This is a genomic window from Candidatus Pantoea formicae, from assembly GCF_011752625.1.
Taxonomy (GTDB): domain Bacteria; phylum Pseudomonadota; class Gammaproteobacteria; order Enterobacterales; family Enterobacteriaceae; genus Pantoea; species Pantoea formicae.
Genome location: NZ_VWXD01000004.1, coordinates 509595 through 528362 on the forward strand (window position 1 = coordinate 509595; position 18768 = coordinate 528362).

Annotated in this window: 17 protein-coding genes; 7 read left to right on the forward strand and 10 right to left on the reverse strand. The window is 52.0% G+C overall.

Features of this window, described 5'->3' with window-relative positions:
• Positions 1-155 precede the first annotated feature (155 nt).
• A complete protein-coding gene (locus F3J38_RS14970; RefSeq protein WP_167139631.1) occupies positions 156-1184 on the reverse strand; it encodes a LacI family DNA-binding transcriptional regulator in 1029 nt (342 codons plus the stop codon).
• A 335-nt stretch (positions 1185-1519) separates the two neighbouring features.
• On the opposite strand from F3J38_RS14970, the gene F3J38_RS14975 reads away from it, so the two are divergent.
• A complete protein-coding gene (locus F3J38_RS14975; RefSeq protein ID WP_167139633.1) occupies positions 1520-2557 on the forward strand; it encodes a Gfo/Idh/MocA family protein in 1038 nt (345 codons plus the stop codon).
• A gap of 16 nt (positions 2558-2573) precedes the next feature.
• Positions 2574-3458, forward strand: coding sequence for a sugar phosphate isomerase/epimerase family protein (locus tag F3J38_RS14980; RefSeq protein WP_167139635.1), 885 nt, complete (start codon positions 2574-2576; stop codon positions 3456-3458).
• 41 nt (positions 3459-3499) lie between these two features.
• Here the strand turns inward: F3J38_RS14980 and F3J38_RS14985 are convergent, their stop codons facing one another.
• Positions 3500-4510, reverse strand: coding sequence for a Gfo/Idh/MocA family oxidoreductase (locus tag F3J38_RS14985; protein WP_167139637.1), 1011 nt, complete (start codon positions 4508-4510; stop codon positions 3500-3502).
• Between the two features lie 100 nt (positions 4511-4610).
• Between F3J38_RS14985 and F3J38_RS14990 the strand changes: the two genes are divergently transcribed.
• The 4 genes from F3J38_RS14990 to F3J38_RS15005 all read left to right on the forward strand — a co-directional run bounded on the left by F3J38_RS14990 (position 4611) and on the right by F3J38_RS15005 (position 8042).
• Positions 4611-5630 carry a LacI family DNA-binding transcriptional regulator gene (locus tag F3J38_RS14990; RefSeq protein ID WP_167139639.1) on the forward strand — a complete coding sequence of 340 codons (1020 nt, stop codon included), beginning with the start codon at positions 4611-4613 and terminating at the stop codon, positions 5628-5630.
• Positions 5631-5732: 102 nt separating this feature from the next.
• The gene (yghU, locus tag F3J38_RS14995; protein ID WP_167139640.1) at positions 5733-6614 is read left to right on the forward strand and encodes a glutathione-dependent disulfide-bond oxidoreductase; all 882 of its coding nucleotides are present in this window, start codon (positions 5733-5735) and stop codon (positions 6612-6614) included.
• The gene (locus F3J38_RS15000; RefSeq protein WP_167139643.1) at positions 6614-6904 is read left to right on the forward strand and encodes a DUF1330 domain-containing protein; all 291 of its coding nucleotides are present in this window, start codon (positions 6614-6616) and stop codon (positions 6902-6904) included. Before yghU ends, F3J38_RS15000 begins: the two co-directional genes overlap by 1 nt.
• A 205-nt stretch (positions 6905-7109) precedes the next feature.
• Positions 7110-8042: a glycosyltransferase family 2 protein gene (locus F3J38_RS15005; protein WP_167139645.1), complete on the forward strand. Its 933-nt coding sequence runs from the start codon at positions 7110-7112 to the stop codon at positions 8040-8042.
• Positions 8043-8081: 39 nt separating this feature from the next.
• On the opposite strand, the gene F3J38_RS15010 is transcribed toward F3J38_RS15005, so the two are convergent.
• The 5 genes from F3J38_RS15010 to F3J38_RS15030 all read right to left on the reverse strand — a co-directional run bounded on the left by F3J38_RS15010 (position 8082) and on the right by F3J38_RS15030 (position 14307).
• Positions 8082-9320, reverse strand: a complete 1239-nt coding sequence (locus F3J38_RS15010) for an O-antigen ligase family protein (protein ID WP_167139647.1) — start codon at positions 9318-9320, stop codon at positions 8082-8084.
• A gap of 542 nt (positions 9321-9862) precedes the next feature.
• Complete coding sequence (locus F3J38_RS15015; RefSeq protein ID WP_167139650.1) at positions 9863-10540, reverse strand: SDR family NAD(P)-dependent oxidoreductase; 678 nt, start codon at positions 10538-10540, stop codon at positions 9863-9865.
• 2 nt (positions 10541-10542) lie between these two features.
• Positions 10543-11724, reverse strand: coding sequence for a sialidase family protein (locus F3J38_RS15020; RefSeq protein WP_167139652.1), 1182 nt, complete (start codon positions 11722-11724; stop codon positions 10543-10545).
• A 1-nt stretch (position 11725) separates the two neighbouring features.
• Positions 11726-13147 (reverse strand): sodium:solute symporter family protein, encoded by a 1422-nt coding sequence (locus tag F3J38_RS15025; RefSeq protein WP_167139653.1) that lies wholly within the window; start codon positions 13145-13147, stop codon positions 11726-11728.
• A gap of 254 nt (positions 13148-13401) precedes the next feature.
• Positions 13402-14307 carry a LysR family transcriptional regulator gene (locus tag F3J38_RS15030; RefSeq protein ID WP_167139656.1) on the reverse strand — a complete coding sequence of 302 codons (906 nt, stop codon included), beginning with the start codon at positions 14305-14307 and terminating at the stop codon, positions 13402-13404.
• An 85-nt stretch (positions 14308-14392) separates the two neighbouring features.
• On the opposite strand from F3J38_RS15030, the gene F3J38_RS15035 reads away from it, so the two are divergent.
• Complete coding sequence (locus F3J38_RS15035; protein WP_167139947.1) at positions 14393-15463, forward strand: tartrate dehydrogenase; 1071 nt, start codon at positions 14393-14395, stop codon at positions 15461-15463.
• 142 nt (positions 15464-15605) lie between these two features.
• Here F3J38_RS15035 and F3J38_RS15040 read toward each other — a convergent pair whose 3' ends face one another.
• The 3 genes from F3J38_RS15040 to F3J38_RS15050 all read right to left on the reverse strand — a co-directional run bounded on the left by F3J38_RS15040 (position 15606) and on the right by F3J38_RS15050 (position 18732).
• Entirely contained in the window at positions 15606-16940 is a 1335-nt protein-coding gene (locus F3J38_RS15040; protein WP_167139658.1) for a glycoside hydrolase family 28 protein, read from the reverse strand.
• 101 nt (positions 16941-17041) lie between these two features.
• Positions 17042-17857 (reverse strand): carbohydrate ABC transporter permease, encoded by an 816-nt coding sequence (locus F3J38_RS15045; protein ID WP_167139949.1) that lies wholly within the window; start codon positions 17855-17857, stop codon positions 17042-17044.
• Between the two features lie 2 nt (positions 17858-17859).
• Positions 17860-18732: a carbohydrate ABC transporter permease gene (locus tag F3J38_RS15050; protein ID WP_167139660.1), complete on the reverse strand. Its 873-nt coding sequence runs from the start codon at positions 18730-18732 to the stop codon at positions 17860-17862.
• Positions 18733-18768: the final 36 nt, after the last annotated feature.

The window sequence follows — 18768 nt, forward strand, 5'->3', positions numbered from 1 at the left end:
ATAGAAAATCTATCAAACCTAGATGCCACGCGACTTATAGACGATGTTAAATCGTCGAGGCGCGATTCATCGCGCACTCTTAAAAAGAGGGTTTGGCACCACGATGCGCAATAAGTGGCGCCGCTGCGGGCAGCGCAGCGATTACTGATGATGATTTAGAGATTCTCACGCGTAATGATCTCAAACGGCAGCGTGACTTGGGAAAAATGTTCTGCTGAATCAGCATGATGCTGCTGAACCGTGCGAGCCAGTTGTCGCGCCATATCCTCGATCTCATGGCGAATCATCACTGTAATGCTGCCATCAATCAGCGCGAGCTCGCCATCTTTTACCGGGCCGTGACAAATCAGTGCCACCTTACGCTGTGGCTGTTGGCGTAGTGCATGAATCACCCCCTCAATGCCACCACAGGGCGCGTAGATTAATGCTAAATCGGCATGATCCTCCAGCAACTGACGCGTGGCATGATATCCGCCATCAATCGATTCATGAGTTTTTAACGGTTCAAGCACCCTGCGGCGACTATCCTGCTCACGCAGGTAAGACCGGAAGCTAATCTCACAGCTCTCCTGACAGGTAAAACGATGGTCCCCCACCAGCACGCCCACCGACCCCGGCTGATGTAGCAGGTGAGAAGCTAACCACCCGGCGGTACGCCCGGCTTTCTGGTTATCCAGGCCAAAATACCCCGCGTGACCACAAGGGGAAAAGTTGGAAAACAGCGCGTACACCCGCACGCCCTGGCGAGAGAGACTTTCAATCGCATGTCGAATCAGTGGATGATCCAGCGCAACTAAGCCAATCACCTCTACCTGCTCTGCCAGCTTGTGTAGCGAAGCCACCACTGCTGCAACATCATCAATATCATGCCAGTAAAACAGCGGCTCACTGCCCGCAGGATGCAGGGGTTGCGTCTCTTGCCGCAGCGCATCAGTGAGGGAATGATAGAATGAGTAAGATTGTGATAGCAGGATAAACCCCATCCGCAGCTTAACCTGTGCAGTCGGTGATTCGCCATGAACGGGCATCACCGGTGCGAAGCGATAACCCAGACGATTCGCGGCCTCGAGTACTTTCTGCTCGGTGACGGCGCGTACCGGCATACGGCGATTTAGCACACGATCCACGGTGGCGACGCCCACGCCCGCCGCATCGGCGATGGCATTCATGGTTATTTTTCTCATCGATATCATCCAATGAATTGATAGTAAATTATCAGAATAATGCCCGAATCGGCTTAAGAGTGCGAACGTATCACAGCGTAAGTCGTCATCAAATCTCACTATTTGATAGAGAATCTCTCAGTATTTTGATCACCCTCGCAAAAATGGAATGATAAATTTCAACGCAATACCATTTGAAATGAATGTTTGATATTTATTTGCACGGCACCTGTGGTTGAGGTTGATGGATTTGAATCAGTAAAAGATTAGAGGCTGCGGTTACGCCTTCCTATAGTGAAAGCGATCTGCCTTATCGGCTCCCGGTTAATAACGTCACAAATAAGAACGGAGATGATATGTTCCCTACAACCTTACCCGCACCTCGCCGCCACCCTGAAAACCAGATTCCCACGCTGCGCTGGGGCATTGTTGGACCCGGCTGGATAGCCGATCACTTTGCCAATGCGCTGTGTCATCACACCCAGCAAAAATTGGTGGCGGTGTCCTCACGCAGCCTTGAAAAAGCACAAGCCTTTGCCCGTAAATGGGATATTCCCCATGCCGTTGAAGGGATCGATGCGCTGCTCAGCCGCAATGATATTGATGTGGTTTACATCGCCACCCCGCACAATCACCACTTTCCCGATGGCCTGCGCACCTTAAAGGCAGGCAAACATGTGTTGATTGAGAAGCCGCTTGCTTTGAATGCACAGCAAGCTTTGCAACTGCAGCAGGAAGCGCGCCAGCAACAACGTCTGTGTGTGGAAGCCATGTGGTGCGACTTCGCGCCCAAATACGACGTCATCCGCCAACTGTTAGCCGATGGCGCATTGGGAGAGGTTCACACGCTTATCGCCGACCACGGTGAGTACTTCACGCAAGATCATCGGATTTTTAATCTCGATTTGGCCGGCGGTCCCATGCTGGATCTCGGCAGCTATCTGATTGGCTTGAGCGTGTTCGTAGCCGGTGCGCCCGTGAGCATCGTGGCCAAAGGCCAGCCCGCGCCGGGCGGCGTCAATGGTCAGACGTCGATGCTACTAACGCACAGTAACGGCATGCACGCCGTGCTCAACACCACGCTATTCAGCAATACGCCGGGTACAGCCGTAATCGCCGGTCGTGATGCCACGCTCTATCTTGACGGTCAATTCTATGCCCCCGGCAATTTCCGTCTGACCTCCAGCGACGGCCGAAACACGCTGCGCTGGGAAGAGCCGACAAATCGCTATATTCAGCTCAGTCATGAAATCGAACATACCGCCTGGTGTATTCATCAGGGCCTGCTCGACTCGCCTGTTCGTCCGCTTGCCGCCTCACTGGCAACGCTGCACGCCATGGATGACGTCAGGAAGCAGATCGGTGTGGTGTTTAATGAAGAGCGCACCGCTTAACGCTCAGGAGAACAAAATGAAAATCGCTTTTGATGTGGATGTCATCAGAGACCTTGGTATCACGCGTATGGTGCACCAGGTCGCTGAGTGGGGTTATAAGTACATTGAGCAATCGCCCCATCCACAGATCAATCCCTTCTATAAACATCCGAAAGCCAGCCGTGAAATCATGCGCGAGTATAAAAATGCGCTGAATGCCACCGGCGTGGAAATCTCATCGTTCATCACCGTCTACCGTTGGTCTGGCCCGGACGAGTTGCGCCGTCAGGCGGCGGTGAAGAACTGGAAGCGCATGATTGAGATTGCCGTCGAAATGGGCGTGCAGGTGATCAATACCGAGCTATCCGGCAATCCTAACGAGCCGGAGATCTGTGAAGAGATGTTCTATCGCTCCATGGACGAGCTGCTGCCCATCATCGAACGTGAAGGCATTCGCGTCGAAATCCAGGCGCACCCTTGGGACTTCTGCGAGCAGAGCAATGAAACAGCTGATATCGTGAAGTCATTCCGCAGCGACAACGTTAAATACATCTACAGCGCACCGCATACCTTCTACTACGACAAGGGCGTGGGCGATGTGAAAAACATGCTGCAATATGCGGGTGATGACCTCTCTCACATGCTGATTGCCGATACCATGAACCACACCAAGCACTGCCGTTATATCGTCAACCCGCCGGGTGTCGATGCGACCATCCACCAGCATGTGGCTGTCGGTGAGGGTGAAGTCAACTTCGACGCGCTGTTCGAAGCCCTGCGCGAGATGGATTTTGCCAACCGCACCTACAAAGTGGGCGGTGAGTCGATTATTTCTGCGGCGCTGTTTGGCTACCCTGAGAAGATGAAATATCAGGCAGTAGAAACGCGAGAGTTGATTGAGCGTGAGCTGCTGAGTAAATAAGCCTTATCGCGCGGCCAGTGTGCCGCGCGATACCCTCAGCATCAAATATTCACCCACTCCACGTCCGCAAACTCACCCCGAGTGAGCGACAGCTGTGCCGCTTCCGCAATCGCCTGTGCACGCAAACCATCGATCAGCCCCGGTAGGCCTTCCACCTTCTCGCCATTGAGATGTCGCACAAACGCATCCAGATGGGTGTAGTAAGTCTCTTTTACCCGACTAAACCAGTCAGCATACAGTCCAGGCTGGGTAATCCCTTTACGCTGATACAGCGTCGCGCCACGTGCTGATTGGCTCTCAGAGGACAGCATCCCTTCACTGCCCATCACGCTGATGCGTTCATCATAGCCATAGGCTGTACGGCGGGTGTTATCCAACTGCGCCAAGACCCCCTGCTGCATGCGCATGATCAGCACTGAGGTATCGACATCAAAGTCACGGATCTCTGGCATCGCTAGCGCCGCCCCCATTGCGCCGACCGTCTTGACCTCATCTTCTGTCAGCCAACGCAACAGATCAAAGAAGTGAATCGCCTGATCGCGCATCTGCCCCCCCGAGGCTTGCAAATAGCTCAGAGGCGGCAGCTCAGAAGCGCGGCACACCATCTGAATCAGTTCGCTGCGACCTATCACCCCCTGCTTTAACTGGGCTTTAAGCTGCTGATGGCTTTGATCAAAACGACGATTAAAGCCCACGGTGACGGGGACCTGAATCGGGGAAATCTTTTCCACCACTTCCCGCGCACGCTGCAGCGACAGATCAATGGGTTTCTCGCAATACACCGCCTTGCCCGCGAGCACGGCCTGCTCCAGCAACTCGGCATGGGTTGGCGTGGCGCTGGCGATCAATACCGCATCGATCGCTTTACTGTTCAGTGCCTGCTGCACGCTGGCGGCTTGTGCACCATAGCGCTGTGCCACCGCTTCCGCACGGGATGAATCAATATCACACACCAGCGCCAATTCGATACCAGGATGTGCCGCCAAATTCGCAGCATGTACCTGACCAATAAATCCACTGCCAATCAATGCAAAACGTTGCAGAGTCTGCATGTTAACGCTCCTTTTGCTCACACTTCGGAATAGCCGATCTTGTCAAAATAGCGCTTTCTGGCAGGCTATCTGTACGCGGTTTTTGATGGAATTGCCTCATATGAAAGCATTGACGCTGGCGGAGCTGGCGAAGCAAGTTGGAGTCGGCGTGGCCACCGTCGATCGGGTACTCAATGACCGCGGTGGCGTGTCACCCGCGATGACAAAGAAAATCTTGCAGGCGGCACGGGATGCAGGTTTGAAACGTATCTTGCCGGAAGAGCATCGCCACACCTGGCAGGTAGAAGTGCTGCTGAGCGGCAATGGTTCGTTCTTCTTTCAGCAGTTGGCGCAGGACTTTGCCCGGCTGGCCGATGAACTAGGCTATCGCCGTCTGCGTCTGCATCGCACATTGATCCCGGAAAATGCGCCTGAGAAGCTGGCAGCACATATTGAAGCCAGCAGTAAAAAGATGGATGCACTGATCGTTTTCGCCCATGAAAACCCCTTAATCTATGATGCCTTAGCCGCCTGTAAAGCGCGCGGTGTACCGGTCATCACCATGGTCACAGATTTGCCCGATGCGGCCCGCCTGTGCCATGTCGGTATCGATCAATACAAGGCCGGTCGCACCGCAGGATTAATGCTTGGCAGTATGACCGCCGAAGCGGGTGACGTGGTACTGGTCAGTGGCCGAGCCGATTACTCGGCGCATCGCCAGCGCATTGAGGGGTTTCAGTCAGTGCTGGCTGAACGCTTCCCACAGCTGCGTTTGCGCGAGATTCTCGCTGGTCAAGATGAACGAGAACGTATCAGTCGTCTGCTGGAGAAAACCCTCGCCAGCTCGCAAAACATCGTTGGGTTATACAACACCGGTTTGGGGAATACTCAGATCCACGAAGCTCTGGCGCGGCATCGTCTCGGCGGCAAAACGGTGTATGTCACACACGAGCTGTATAGCACCACACGGCAACTGTTAGAGAAGCGCGTTCTGACACTGACCCTCGATCAAAACACCCTGCGTCACGCGCAATTGGCACTCACGCTTCTGCTCAAGCACCTTGAAGAGGGTGAGCAACCTGACACCTATCAGCCCGGAAAAGTGGACTTTATGCTTTTTACGCAAGAGAACTTCGCTTAATCACAGTTTATTTATCACCGCCAGCGCGGTTAAATCGCCTTCATCTCTCGCTGCTACACTCAGTAGCAGCTAAAAACGCAATCACAACAAGGCGAAATAACTATGTCGGAAAATCAGTATCAGCCCGCGAAAGTCTGGACCTGGGACCCGGAAGCCAAAGGTAACGGCGCGAAAACCAACCGTCCGTTCGCCGGGCCGACGCATGAGAAAACCCTGCCGGTGGGCAAACACCCGCTTCAGTTATATTCACTCGGCACACCAAACGGCCAAAAAGTCACCATTCTGCTGGAAGAGTTGCTGGCCGTCGGCGCGAAAGAGGCCGAATACGATGCCTGGTTGATCCGCATCGGGGATGGCGATCAGTTCTCCAGCGGTTTCGTTGACGTTAACCCGAATTCGAAAATCCCCGCCTTGAGCGACCATTCGGTGACGCCACCGCTGCGCGTATTCGAGTCCGGTAACATCCTGCTCTATCTGGCAGAGAAATTTGGCCACTTCATTCCAGCCGATATTGCGGGCCGCACGGAAACCCTAAACTGGCTGTTCTGGCTGCAAGGCTCTGCGCCCTATCTTGGCGGAGGTTACGGCCACTTCTATTTCTACGCGCCAGAAAAAATCGAGTACGCCGTCAACCGCTTTACGCTGGAAGCCAAGCGTCAACTGGATGTACTGGATCGCCAGCTCGCCAACAATCGCTTCCTCGCAGGTGAGGAGTACACCATTGCCGATATCGCGACCTGGCCATGGTATGGCAACCTGGTGCTGAACAACATCTATGGCGGCGGCGAGTTCCTTGATGTGCAGTCGTACAAAAACGTGGTGCGCTGGGCCAAAGAGATTGCCGAGCGCCCAGCGGTAATTCGCGGCCGTAAAGTGAATAAAGCTTTTGGTGCCGAACCCCAAGATCAGCTGCTGGAACGCCACGATGCCTCTGACTTTGATAACAACACCGAAGACAAACGCCAGGCGCGAGGAGAGCAGTAATGGCCGCGTATGTGGTAATGATTAAGGACGAAACGCTGGATAAAGATGAGCTGGCGACCTATGCCCAGAAAGCGGGTGAGGCACGTGGTGATCATCAGATCAATCCATTGGCCTTTTATGGCGACCTGCAGGTTCTGGAAGGCCGCGATGCAGAAGGCGTGGTGGTGCTAGAGTTTGCCGATGTGGAAGCCGCCAAGGCTTGGTACTTTAGCCCTGCGTATCAGGAAGCCAAGGCACACCGCCTGAAAGGCGCGAATTACCGCGTGCTGTTAGTGAATGGTGTAGCCTAATCTCCAGGCGGCCCAGCGGGCCGCCATTACCCCTCGCCCGCTGATGCAGACGCGGTGTTGCTCATGTTTACCGCGTCTTACTGAGATTTATCCGGGTTTTCATGATATCCCCTCGTGATTTGATGATTCGCTCACAATGGAACTTGCAGCTATAGTATCCTTAACATTGATGCTTTTATAAAAAATTAGCGGATTGATAATAATTATGGCTTCACCTTGTACTATTAGTGTTTTGCTCACAGCACACAATTGTGAAAAATATATTTCAGGTACTTTGGAAAGCTTAAAGCGTGCTTGCAGTGGGGTGCAAGGCGATGTTGAAATCATCCTGTTAAACGATGCTTCATCGGATAGCACCAGCCACTATCTACATGCGTTTCGTGACGATAATCCACAAGCTAAAGTCTTTGATGTGGAATTCAAAAACATCGGTCAGGTGCGCAATTTCGGTGTGAGTCTGTGCAGCGGCGAGTACATCACTATGCTGGACGGTGATGATCAATTATTAGAGCACTCTTTCGAAGAAATTGTTAAGCACTTAAATAAAGAGAAACCAGATTTATTATTAGCACCTTTAAATGAAGTATATGAAAACAAGTCTCGCCCTGAGAAATGGCATGGGTTGAAGGTAAATTCACTGACTCAACATCAGATTATAGAGAAATTCCTCATTCATCGCGAACTTCAGGCGCATTTCATCGGTCAATTCATTAAGCGAGACATTCTGGTCCAGCATGCTTTCCCTGAATTCAGCTGTTATGAAGACGCATACCTTTTTCCGTCTATATTGATAGCCAGTGACAACATTCATTTTACTGAACAGAGCCCCTACCTCTATTTCAAGCGTGAATCCAGTCTATCCAGTGCGTTGAATGCCGAGAAAATCTCATTATTAATAAAAGCCACAGAGAGAATGGATGAGGTTTTGGGTGAACGTTATCGCAATTTACTTTCATGCCACTGGATTAATATCAAACACAAATACCAACCTTTTATCAATAATGAGCAAGAACAGCATATCGTCAACAATTTCATTCAGAAGATATCATTCTTCTCTTTTTTAAGTGATGCGAAAGTCAGAGCCAGCTTCAAGAAGAAATATATAAAAATAAAACTCAATAAAAATACTGCCAACTAAAAATAAAGGAAGTTCAATAAAAGAACTTCCTTTATAAAATCACTGTTCTTCAACTAATGAAAGTAATACGACCAGCACACTGAAAATAGAAATAAACTCAACCGAGATCATTACGACATCGGTCATCCCATAAAGCAATATTGCTAACCCCGCAACAGCAAGAGGAGTCAAGGAGCGGTAACGTCTGAATTCAGCAATAATAAATGTATAGAAGAAATACAGCAGCACAACAATACCTACAACGCCAAACAACGATGCAAACTGGATAAATTCATTATGCAAATGTACATTTATATAAATTAACGCCCAAGAGTCAGATTGGTTATGCGCATCGAGATAAGCGGTAATGAACTTATTGCGTTCATATTGTGACTGACCAAAAGGCGCACGCTCAAACGCCATAACACCTGTTTTCCACATTGTGAAGCGCGAGCCTAAGGATGTTTTATCATTACCTTGTTCATAGTCATGGTACTCATTCACGGTGCTTTCGAGTCGCCCTTCGATAACTTTATAACTCAAGCCTGCAGCAACAAACATGAGTAGCGCCACACAACCTAAAAACTTGACACTTCGATTAGCTGAAAATAACCTGAACATCATATAGGCTAAAAACAGAGTATGTATCACCATTGCTGATCGTGTTTGTGTCAGCATAATCACATAAAGCGAGACGATTGATACAAACAGAAAACAGAACTTTTTAAGTTTACTGTCTGTCGATTTTAGAATCAGGGTAATCAAAGCTAACGTGACAGCAGAGTAAGCATAGGCCGTCAATGTCGCTCTATTTATCCCTAACACAACGCGTTCAGTTGAGGTTATTGATTGATAAATCGCAAAGGTGCTGGATGTAATGAAAGCCAGAGCGAGTGATAATATACTTAGCTTTACAATCAATGTTTTGTCAAAAAAGTTCGTGCGATAGAGATGAAGTATATAGCTGAGGATAATGAAAGCCAGAACGCATCTCTTACCCGCAGTGTAATATTGGTCATCCTGTGTATGAGGAAGATACTGTGCATACAAAGACCATCCAACATAAACAATACCCAACATGAGCATTGCCAGTGCTTTTCTGTCTGTTAACTGGACTTTGTTTTTTCGCCAAAATTCAACAGCCATGCCAACCAAAGAAAAATAAGCGCAATAATAAAATAAAACGCGCCCACCTTTTTCATAAAGAAATGCAACAGGTAAAATAGCTATCAGTGTTAAAAATGCTAACCAAGGAAAAAACTGGATAATACTCTTTCGATTTAACACGGGTGTTAACATGCTCAAACTCACTTGTTCTCAAAAAACGTCCTAATTAAGATTAGCCTAAGGATATTTTTAAGTTTAATCTGAAAAAACTCCCTTTGCTGATCTTACTCATTGTCACCTTACATCACTCCCTGACAAACCTTTCACACACCCGTTCCGCTGGACAGCCTCATACTGTGGGCTAATGACTCAATACTCACAAATAACAACGGCAGATATTACCGCCTTACTGCCGATAATGCCGCACTCTTTGATAAACGTCCAGCGGTCAAAATCAAACCAGGCTGACACTATTAGCGTTGGCTCTTTTCAATAAATTACACTCACGTTGGGAACACAGATTAATTCACGTTGTGTTTACTTAGCGTATATACGTCATTGAGTGCATCAGCAGTGAACGACATTGGCTGACATACATTTCAGTATGACTGTGGAAGAGGTGTGGAGAGAAAGACGAATTTATGGGACCGGCTGGGTTAACAGAAACGTTTGTATTGAGCACAGACAGTATCAGGGCGCATCAGGGCGCCCTTAACACTCGGCTAACATTAGACCTACAATGATGCCCCGCCGCAAATCACCAGTTCCTGCCCGGTGATCGCATCGGCCGCGGGCGACAGTACAAACCCCGCCAACGCTGCCACTTCTTCGGGTTTGATGTAGCGTCCCATCGGCGGTAATTTCGGTGGTGAGCTGGCGCGCCCCGGTTGCAGCAACATCGGTGTTTCCGTCGCGCCCGGCGCAATCACATTGACTGTGATGCCCTGCGGTGCAAGTTCTGCTGCCCAACTGCGCGCCATGCCAACCATGGCGGCTTTGGTACTGACATACTGACTGCGATTGGCGGCACCGCGGGAAGTACGGCTGCCAATCAGTAAAATACGGTCGCCTTGGCTCATCTGCGGCTGCAATGCATTCGCCATGATTTGCGCCACCTGCACATGCAGATACCACAAGCGTGCGCTCTGCTCTTCATCCAGATCACCCAATGGCGCGGCAGCCATCATGCCTGCCGCGTGCACCAGTGCATTCACTTTCGGCAACGCTGCCAGCGCCTGTTTCAACAAACTCGCGTCAAACAGGTCTACACTGACCGAGGTAAAGGCAGGATGATCTTTCTTCACCAGCGTACGGCTGAAGCCTGTAACCTGCCAGCCTTGCGCCAGCAGTTGGTCGGCAATCGCCGCGCCGATGCCGGAACTGACGCCGGTAACCAGAGCATGTCGGCTCATGCTTATCCCCTCACCCACGCTTCGTCGACGCGCACATACTTAATCGCCTGACGGAAATAGGTATAAGCAATGTGCAATGCTCCATCGTCGCTCTGCTTAATACTGGGATAGGAGAACTCGCGGTTCAGCTTCTGCTGCGAGTTGTTGGTCATGCAGTAGCCATCACCTTCATCGAGATTGCGCAGCCATGGCCAGCTTTTACCGCCATCGGTGGAGATAGCCAGCGTCATCGGCGCGCGCGGTGCTCCCCAGAACGCCGTACGTCCGCTGTGTACCACTGGTTCAGCGGCGACGGCCACGTCATCATCCTCGTCCTCGATTTCGTCATACAACGACAGACGGCGTTCGCTCGCATCTTTGGCACTCATCGCGTTAAACACCAACGCCAAATGGCCGTTGCTAAGAGTCGTAACTTGAATCGATGAGTTGTTATTAGGGAGCTCGGTCGGCACCGGTGCACTCCAGCTTTCTCCCCCATCAGTGGAACGGCTTTGGTAAATAAAGTCCGCCCAACGGCTGCGATACAGTGCCAGCAAGCTGCCATCCTTTAACAAGGTAATGTTCATGTGCACGCAGCCCAGGCTGTCCGGTACCGCTACATCACGCCATGTTTTTCCCTTGTCACTGGATATTTTCACTGCGCTGATATCATCATTCCCTACCCATTTCACGCCAGGCTGGGTACGGCAATAGAACACCGGTAACAGCCAGTTGCCATTCGGTAGCACGACAACGGGCTGGCGAATAAAGGTGCCGGGCTGATCAAGCAGCGTGTCAATATCGCTCCAGCTGGCGCCAAAGTCACGCGACTGGCGATAACGCACAATCGCTGTATCCTGGTTGCCCGATTTTTGCGCTGTCCACAGCAGCCACAGCACTTGGTCAGGATCGAGGAACAGCACCGGATTCTGCTCAGATCGCGTGGAATCATCCGAGAGTTTCTCAGCTTTGCTCCACTGTGTGGTGCCTTTTGCCAGGCGCGAGCACCAGACCGAGATATCCGCGATCCCTTCCTGCGTGCCACCAAACCAGACGCACAGCAGGTCGCCATTGGGCAGTGGCAGCAGGTTAGCGGCATGGTTCTGCGGACAGACCGAAGGCAGCATCGCCGTGAGCTGCTGCGCATCCTGCGCGTGCGGATGAAGGTTACCGTTACGTTCGACGGTAATCGTTGAATCGGTCATATCAGGCTCCACTATTTTGCATTGACGATTTTGGTGCTTTTTTCACGTGCGTCTGGCGCGAGGGGATCAGGCGGTCAATCACCATAATCACCGCTGGCGTAATCAACGCCACATACATGTTATTGATGCCGAACGGGTCACCGAGCAGATACCACACGGAGGTCACCACACAGGCCGAAATCAAACCCGCATTGGCACCGCGCGTACTCTTATAGAACGGCAGATAGAAGGCAATAATGGCGACGACCGAGATCGACAGACGAATCGCGCGGGTGAAGAATGACAGCTTCAGCACTTCCGGCACGAACAGGACAAAGATCAGCGGTAAGAAACCGATTAGCAGCGACAGCCAGCGCGTCATGCGGAACTCTTGCTCGGGTGAAGGCTTGCGATAAGGGACGTAGAAATCTTTTACTACCAGCGAAACAATCGCCAGTGCCACCGTACTGACGCTAACAAAAATCGAAGCCACCAGAGAGGTTGTGACAATCCCTGCCAGCCACGGGCTCATATCCTGCAGGAACACCGGCAGCGCATAGAGGCTTTTAATACCCGGATGCAGGAACTTCGCCGCCACGCCGATCAGCGCGATGGCGATAGCAATCGGCATACAGAAGAAGAAGGCAACCCACGTCGCACGCTTGGCGGATTCGGCATTTTTCGTCGAGGCGATGGCCTGGATAACAAACTGGGTGCAGAAGATTGAACCGATAGTGCCAATCATCCAGGCAAAGATAGTACTGCCCCCCACGTTACCGTCCCAGGTCCAGTAGAAGTGCGGCATCTCTTTAATCATTGGGCTGACACCGCCGGTCATATGCAGCGCAATGCCCAAGATAATCAGAATACCCACGTATTTCAGGGCACTGTGCAGCAGTGTGACCCAGGCGATGCCTTTCATGCCGCCAAACATAAAATAGAAGGTACTGACAATGGCGGTTATAAAGGCCGCGCTGGTGAGGTCGAGGTTCAATACCGTAGAGATCGCCGCCGCACCGCTGACGTAGTTCCCCACGTTCACCAGCAGCAGCGCATAGATCATAATGATGGAGATAATGTTCTTGGTTGAATTGCCATACCGCTCTGCAATTGCACCAGAGATGGTGATTTTACCGGTATTGTAGATGCGTTTGACCAGCAGAAAACCGAACAGCGGAAAACCAATCGCAGCACCGATCACAGACCAAGAGGCGGCAAAACCATCCTCAAATGCCGCCTGCGCGGTACCGATGGTGGATTTCGCCCCGATGTACTCGGACATCAGCATGACGCCCACGACAAATGCCGGCATCACGTTTGAACCGGCCATAAAGTCGCCGCTATTTTTACTGCGAAGACGCCAGGTCAGCCAAGTGGTGAACAGGATGTACGCAATGACAATCCCGACAATAATCACCATCCCTTCAGCAGAGAACTCTTTCATTTTAGCCTCATCGATAACGTAGGGTCATGGCATGCACTGGGCTTCGCGCGTGCCGTTAATGAGGTAGCCAATCTTGTTATTTTAGTGTCTGAGCACCAGGGCTACCCAGCTTAAATTTAGTGATTTATTTCACTCACACAAGAATGAATTCACGCATAAGCAGGGCAATTTATAGGCTAATGGCGAGTAAATTTGTTTGATCATGCTCACAAACAGTCAATTTTGATTATAAATAATCAAAAATGATTTTATCGCTAGAGTGCAGACTGGAGGAAATCAACAAAGGCGCTGATACGAGCAGGTAGCTGGCGTTGGGGCCGCCATACGGCAAAGATATCGCCGTCTACTGCACTCCACTCTGGTAGCACATGTAGCAGTTCACCACGCTCGATGCTGTGCTGTGCATCCCACCATGAACGAAGCAAGATACCGTGCCCATCCATCGCGTATTGCATCGCCACTTCACCATCATTAGTGATCAGGCTGCCGTGTACCTTTTGGGTCAACTGCTGCTCACCGTTGCTTAAGCGCCATAACGCAAAATCACTTTCGTATTGCCGCAATAAAATGCAGTTATGTTGCGCCAGAGCGGCAATGCTTGCTGGCAAACCACAACGCTCGGCATAGTCTGGCGCGCAGCATAACACGCGGGGATTGGTACGTAGCTTGCGCGCCATCAGCCGCGCATCGGGCGGCTCACCGATGCGGATATCAATATCGATATGTGCATCAAGGAAGTTCAGTGGCTGGCTGCTGAGTTGCAACGACAGTGACACCTCCGGGTGCAGCGCCGCAAAACGTGAAATGCAGGGCGCAACATGTCGGCGGCCAAAGCCGAATGAAGCATTGATGTTGAGCGAACCACGCAGCACCGCGGTCTGCCCGCTGACCGACTCTTCCAGCTCCGCCAGTTGATCCAGTAAGGGTCTCGCACCGTCAAGATAGCGCTTACCTTCAGCGGTCAGTTCCAGACGCCGCGTGGTGCGACGCAACAGCTGCACACCCAGCCGTTGCTCCAGCTGGCTGAGCCGCTTGCTGACCGCTGGCAATGAGAGGCCTAACTCCCGCGCCGCAGCGGTTAAACTCTCCAACGCCGCCACCCGCACAAAGAAGGCCAGATCATCGGTCGAGGTGCGCGATTCTCTACTTTTATTCAACATTGGCTTGCCGCTCAGGCTAATTATTTCCCAGGAATGCATGGTTATACTGCGTTCAGAACATCAACAGCAACCTGCGAGAGACCCTATGAGCGGCAAAACCTATAAAATCGCCGTCATCCCTGGCGATGGCATTGGCAAAGAAGTGATGCCAGAAGGCATCCGTGTGATGGATGCGGCAGCAAAGAAATTCAACATTTCGCTGGAGTGGCAATGGTTCGACTTTGCCAGCGCGGAATACTGGCAGCAGCATGGAAAGATGTTGCCGGATGATTGGTTCGCCACCTTGAGCCAATTCGATGCTATCTATTTTGGTGCCGTGGGCTGGCCGGACGTCGTGCCGGACCATGTGTCGCTCTGGGGATCGCTGTTACAGTTCCGCCGCGAGTTCGATCAATACGTCAACCTTCGTCCGGTGCGTCTGATGCCTGGCGTCAAAGCACCGCTGGCAAATCGCCAGCCGGGCGATATCGATTTCTATGTGGTGCGCGAGAACACAGAAGGCGAGTATTCATCCGTCGGTGGCACCATGTTCCCCGGCACTGACCGCGAAGTGGTGATTCAGGAAACGGTGATGACGCGTACCGGTGTGGATCGCATTTTGAAATTTGCCTATGAGTTAGCGCAAAAACGACCGAAAAAACACCTTACCTCTGCCACCAAATCCAATGGCATTGCCATCACCATGCCCTATTGGGATAGCCGCGTAGAAGCGATGGCACCGGCTTATCCAGAGGTGAAAGTCGATAAATATCATATTGATATTCTTACCGCTAACTTTGTGCTGCATCCTGACTGGTTTGACGTCGTGGTCGCCAGTAACCTGTTTGGTGACATCCTTTCGGATTTAGGTCCCGCCTGTACCGGCACCATCGGTATTGCGCCGTCAGCCAACATTAACCCGGAAGGTAAATTCCCCAGCCTGTTTGAGCCCGTACACGGCTCTGCGCCCGATATCGCCGGCAAAGGCGTGGCGAACCCGATTGGGCAAATCTGGTGTGGTGCGATGATGCTGGAACACCTCGGCTACGCCGAAGCGGGCGCCGCGGTGCTGGATGCGATTGAGCGCACACTGGCAGCCGGGAACAGCCTGACGCGCGACTTGGGCGGCAGCGCTTCAACAGAAGAGTTGGGTGTGGCGATTGCGGCAGCGTTGTAAGCAAAAAGTGGCGCGATAAATCGCGCCACTCTAATTGCTTTTGGGGAGTGAGCCCTGGTGGCCGCTCCCTGCTAACGTCGGGTATGCAACACAGCCGCGACAGCGTCTGCAGCAGCGATAGTGGCGCAATTTACTGCGCTTATTAAAGTGAAAATACTTGCACCGTTTCTACACACCATCCCGGCGGTAATGGCTGCGGACGGGCAATTGAGAGATTCAGCAGCTGCAGATTTTCTACACCCTGTGCATACACGCCCGGCAGACCGTTTGGATACGCAGCAACACCAAAGGCGAGTCCCGTTGCGGCATCTAATTTGTAGGCATTATCCAGCCCCATACCAGTGGGCGATTGTGGATTACAGGGTGGACGCACATCATAATGCCCCTGCTCAACGCCCTGCGCCTCTATCTGACGCAACTGCACGTTACTCAGCATCACATCCCTAATCTGCCCATGTCGCTCGGCATGCAAGTTAATCGCACCTTCCATCACACCGGTCACATTGCTGAATTGCAACTGCTCAATGTTTCCCGGCACCACCGCCGGATCGCGCGCCCTGACTGAGACAAAAAGCGCATCGGCTTTCCCCCAATGGCAGGGAGGCGCATGACGACAGGCCAACGTAAGATTGCTGAACATCAGGCGGCGAAACGCACCTCCATCACGCGACAACAACCCTATTGCGCGATTGGAATCGAATATCGTACAACCGGAGACGGTGACATCTTCAATATCATCGAAGGTTTCCGTACCGATTTTAAACGCGCAGCTATAGGAACGTAGCAGGCAGTTGGTGATCATAATTTTCTGTGCTGGGCGGCGAAGATGTGATGGTTTTTGCGTGGTTTTGATGCAAATCGCGTCATCCGCTGCACTGAGATAGCTATTGCTGACAAACACCGCTTCGCAGCTGTCGATATCTAATGCATCCGTGTTAGGCATGCTCATACTGTTATCGATGGTCAGGTGATCAATATGCACATGGCAACAGCTCACCAGATGCACGGTCCACATCGGTGCTTGCACAATGGTGAAATCCTGCAGCGTCACCTGCTGGCAATCCTCAAATACGATGATGCGGGGTCGTTGTGGACGCGGCAGCCGATAACCCTGCTCGTCCTTTTCCGCTGCGAACCAGGCCTCGCCTTGGCCATCAATCACCCCTTTACCGCTGAGGGTGATATTGCGCTGGCCTATGGCGTACAAAAGCACATGCTGCGACAGCTCCGCCTGACTTTGTGTGAGGTGCTGTTGGTAATCCTCAATGCGAGCGCTGGCAAGCAGCGTTGCTCCCCCTTCAAGGTGGAGATGGATGTTTGAACCGAGCACCAGCGTACCCAGATGATAGCGCCCCGGTGGCACCGACAGCGTTCCGCCACCCCGTGCCGCTAAATGATCCAACGCGCGCTGGAAACAGTAGGTATCGAGGGTTTCGCCATTGGCAACGGGGTAGAAATCGGCGAGTGAAATGTGCATACGCTTCTCCTTGAATAGCAGCGATGCACCATTGCAGCATGCGCCGCACGACAAATACCTTTCTCTGATGGACACCTTGCGCCGCAGCGCAGGCGTGTCCCCTATTTCACCGCGCCTTCCGTCACACCACTGATAAATTTACGCTGGAACACCAGGAACACCACCACCAACGGCAAGATCACAATCATCGCGCCCGCCATCAGCACCGGGATATCAATGGTGTTTTTGTTTTGGAAAAACATCATGCCGATGGGCAGCGTACGCAGTTCATCTTTGTTGACCAGAATGAGCGGAATCAAAAACTCATTCCATGTCCAGATAAACAGCAACAATGCCAGGGTTGAAAGCGTCGGCCAGATAGCGGGCACCAGAATACCCCACAGAATTTTACGACGGGATGCGCCATCCATCACTGAGGCTTCCACCAGTTCGCGCGGCACCTGCTGAAGCGCAGTGGCGATCATGAGCGTGGTGAACGGCAGGGATAACGCAATCTGCGGCAGGATCAGCGCCAGATAGGTGTTGGTCAGGCCCATCCAGCGCAATTCGTGATAAAGCGGGATGATGAAAGCTTCGCTCGGCAGCACCATGCCCAGTCCCAGCATCGCCGCCACCACTTTCTTACCGGGAATCTTCAGCCAGGCAAAACCAAAACCGGCCAGAATGCCCAGCAGAATGCTGCTGATGACTACCGGAATCACCACCAGTACCGAGTTCATGAAGTAGACGTTGAAGTGCCCCTGTTGCCATGCCGTCACGTAGTTTTTAAAGTTTAGCGATGAAGGCAGCGTGAACACGCCCTGAAACAACTCCATCTGGGTTTTAAACGAGGTCATCAGCGCCATTAAAAACGGCAGAATGGTCATCAGCGCGACAATCCAGATCAGCGCGCGAGAGGCAATAGGCGTGCCACGCATCATCAGTGTCGCTCCCGAATAGCAAAATGAATCAAGGCGTTAATCATCAACACAATCAACATACTGAATACCGCCACCGCAGAGGCATACCCAAAGTAGTGCAGGTCAAAACCTTGTTTATACATGAAGATATTGGTGACCATGGTTGAGGTGCCGGGCCCGCCTTGCGTCATCACGTAAACCAAGTCGAATGCCTTCAGACTGGCGATCACCGTTAACAGCAGGGCAATACGCAGCTCCGGACGCAGTGAGGGCAGCGTGATACGCATAAATTTCTGGCGGCGTGAGGAGCCATCCAGATCGGCAGCCTCTAACAGCGACGGGTCCATGCGTTGTAAACCGGCCATAAACAACACCAGGCAGAAACCAAAGAAATACCAGGTGGCCACAAAGCCCACGGCGGGTAACGCCCAGGTGAAGTCCCCCAGCCAAGAGAGCGCCAACTGCGGTAAACCTATCGCGCGCAGAAACTGATCGATGGGGCCAAACGCCGGGTTATACAGCCAGCGCCATACCACGCCCAGCACCGCCATCGGCATGATATACGGCAGGAAAAACAGGATGCGCAGCACACTACGCTCTTTGTTATTGCGCGTGTCATACAGAAAGCTGCACAGCAGCAAACCCACACCGATCGGCAGCAGGGTATAAAACAGCATTAACAAGGCGTTGTTGCCGAGCGCGACCCAGAACACCGGATCCTGGAACATACGCAAATAGTTGCTGATGCCGTTAAAAACGGGCCAGGAAGTGCCATCCCATTCGGTAAAACTGATACCGAGCGAAGCCAGCAGCGGCAGGAGTAAAAACACCGCGTAGACCAATACCGCGGGCAGAAGATAGAGCGCATTGCGCCAGGCAGATTTGTTCAGCATAACCTTACTCGCTTGCAGGCCTGTTCACGGCCCGGC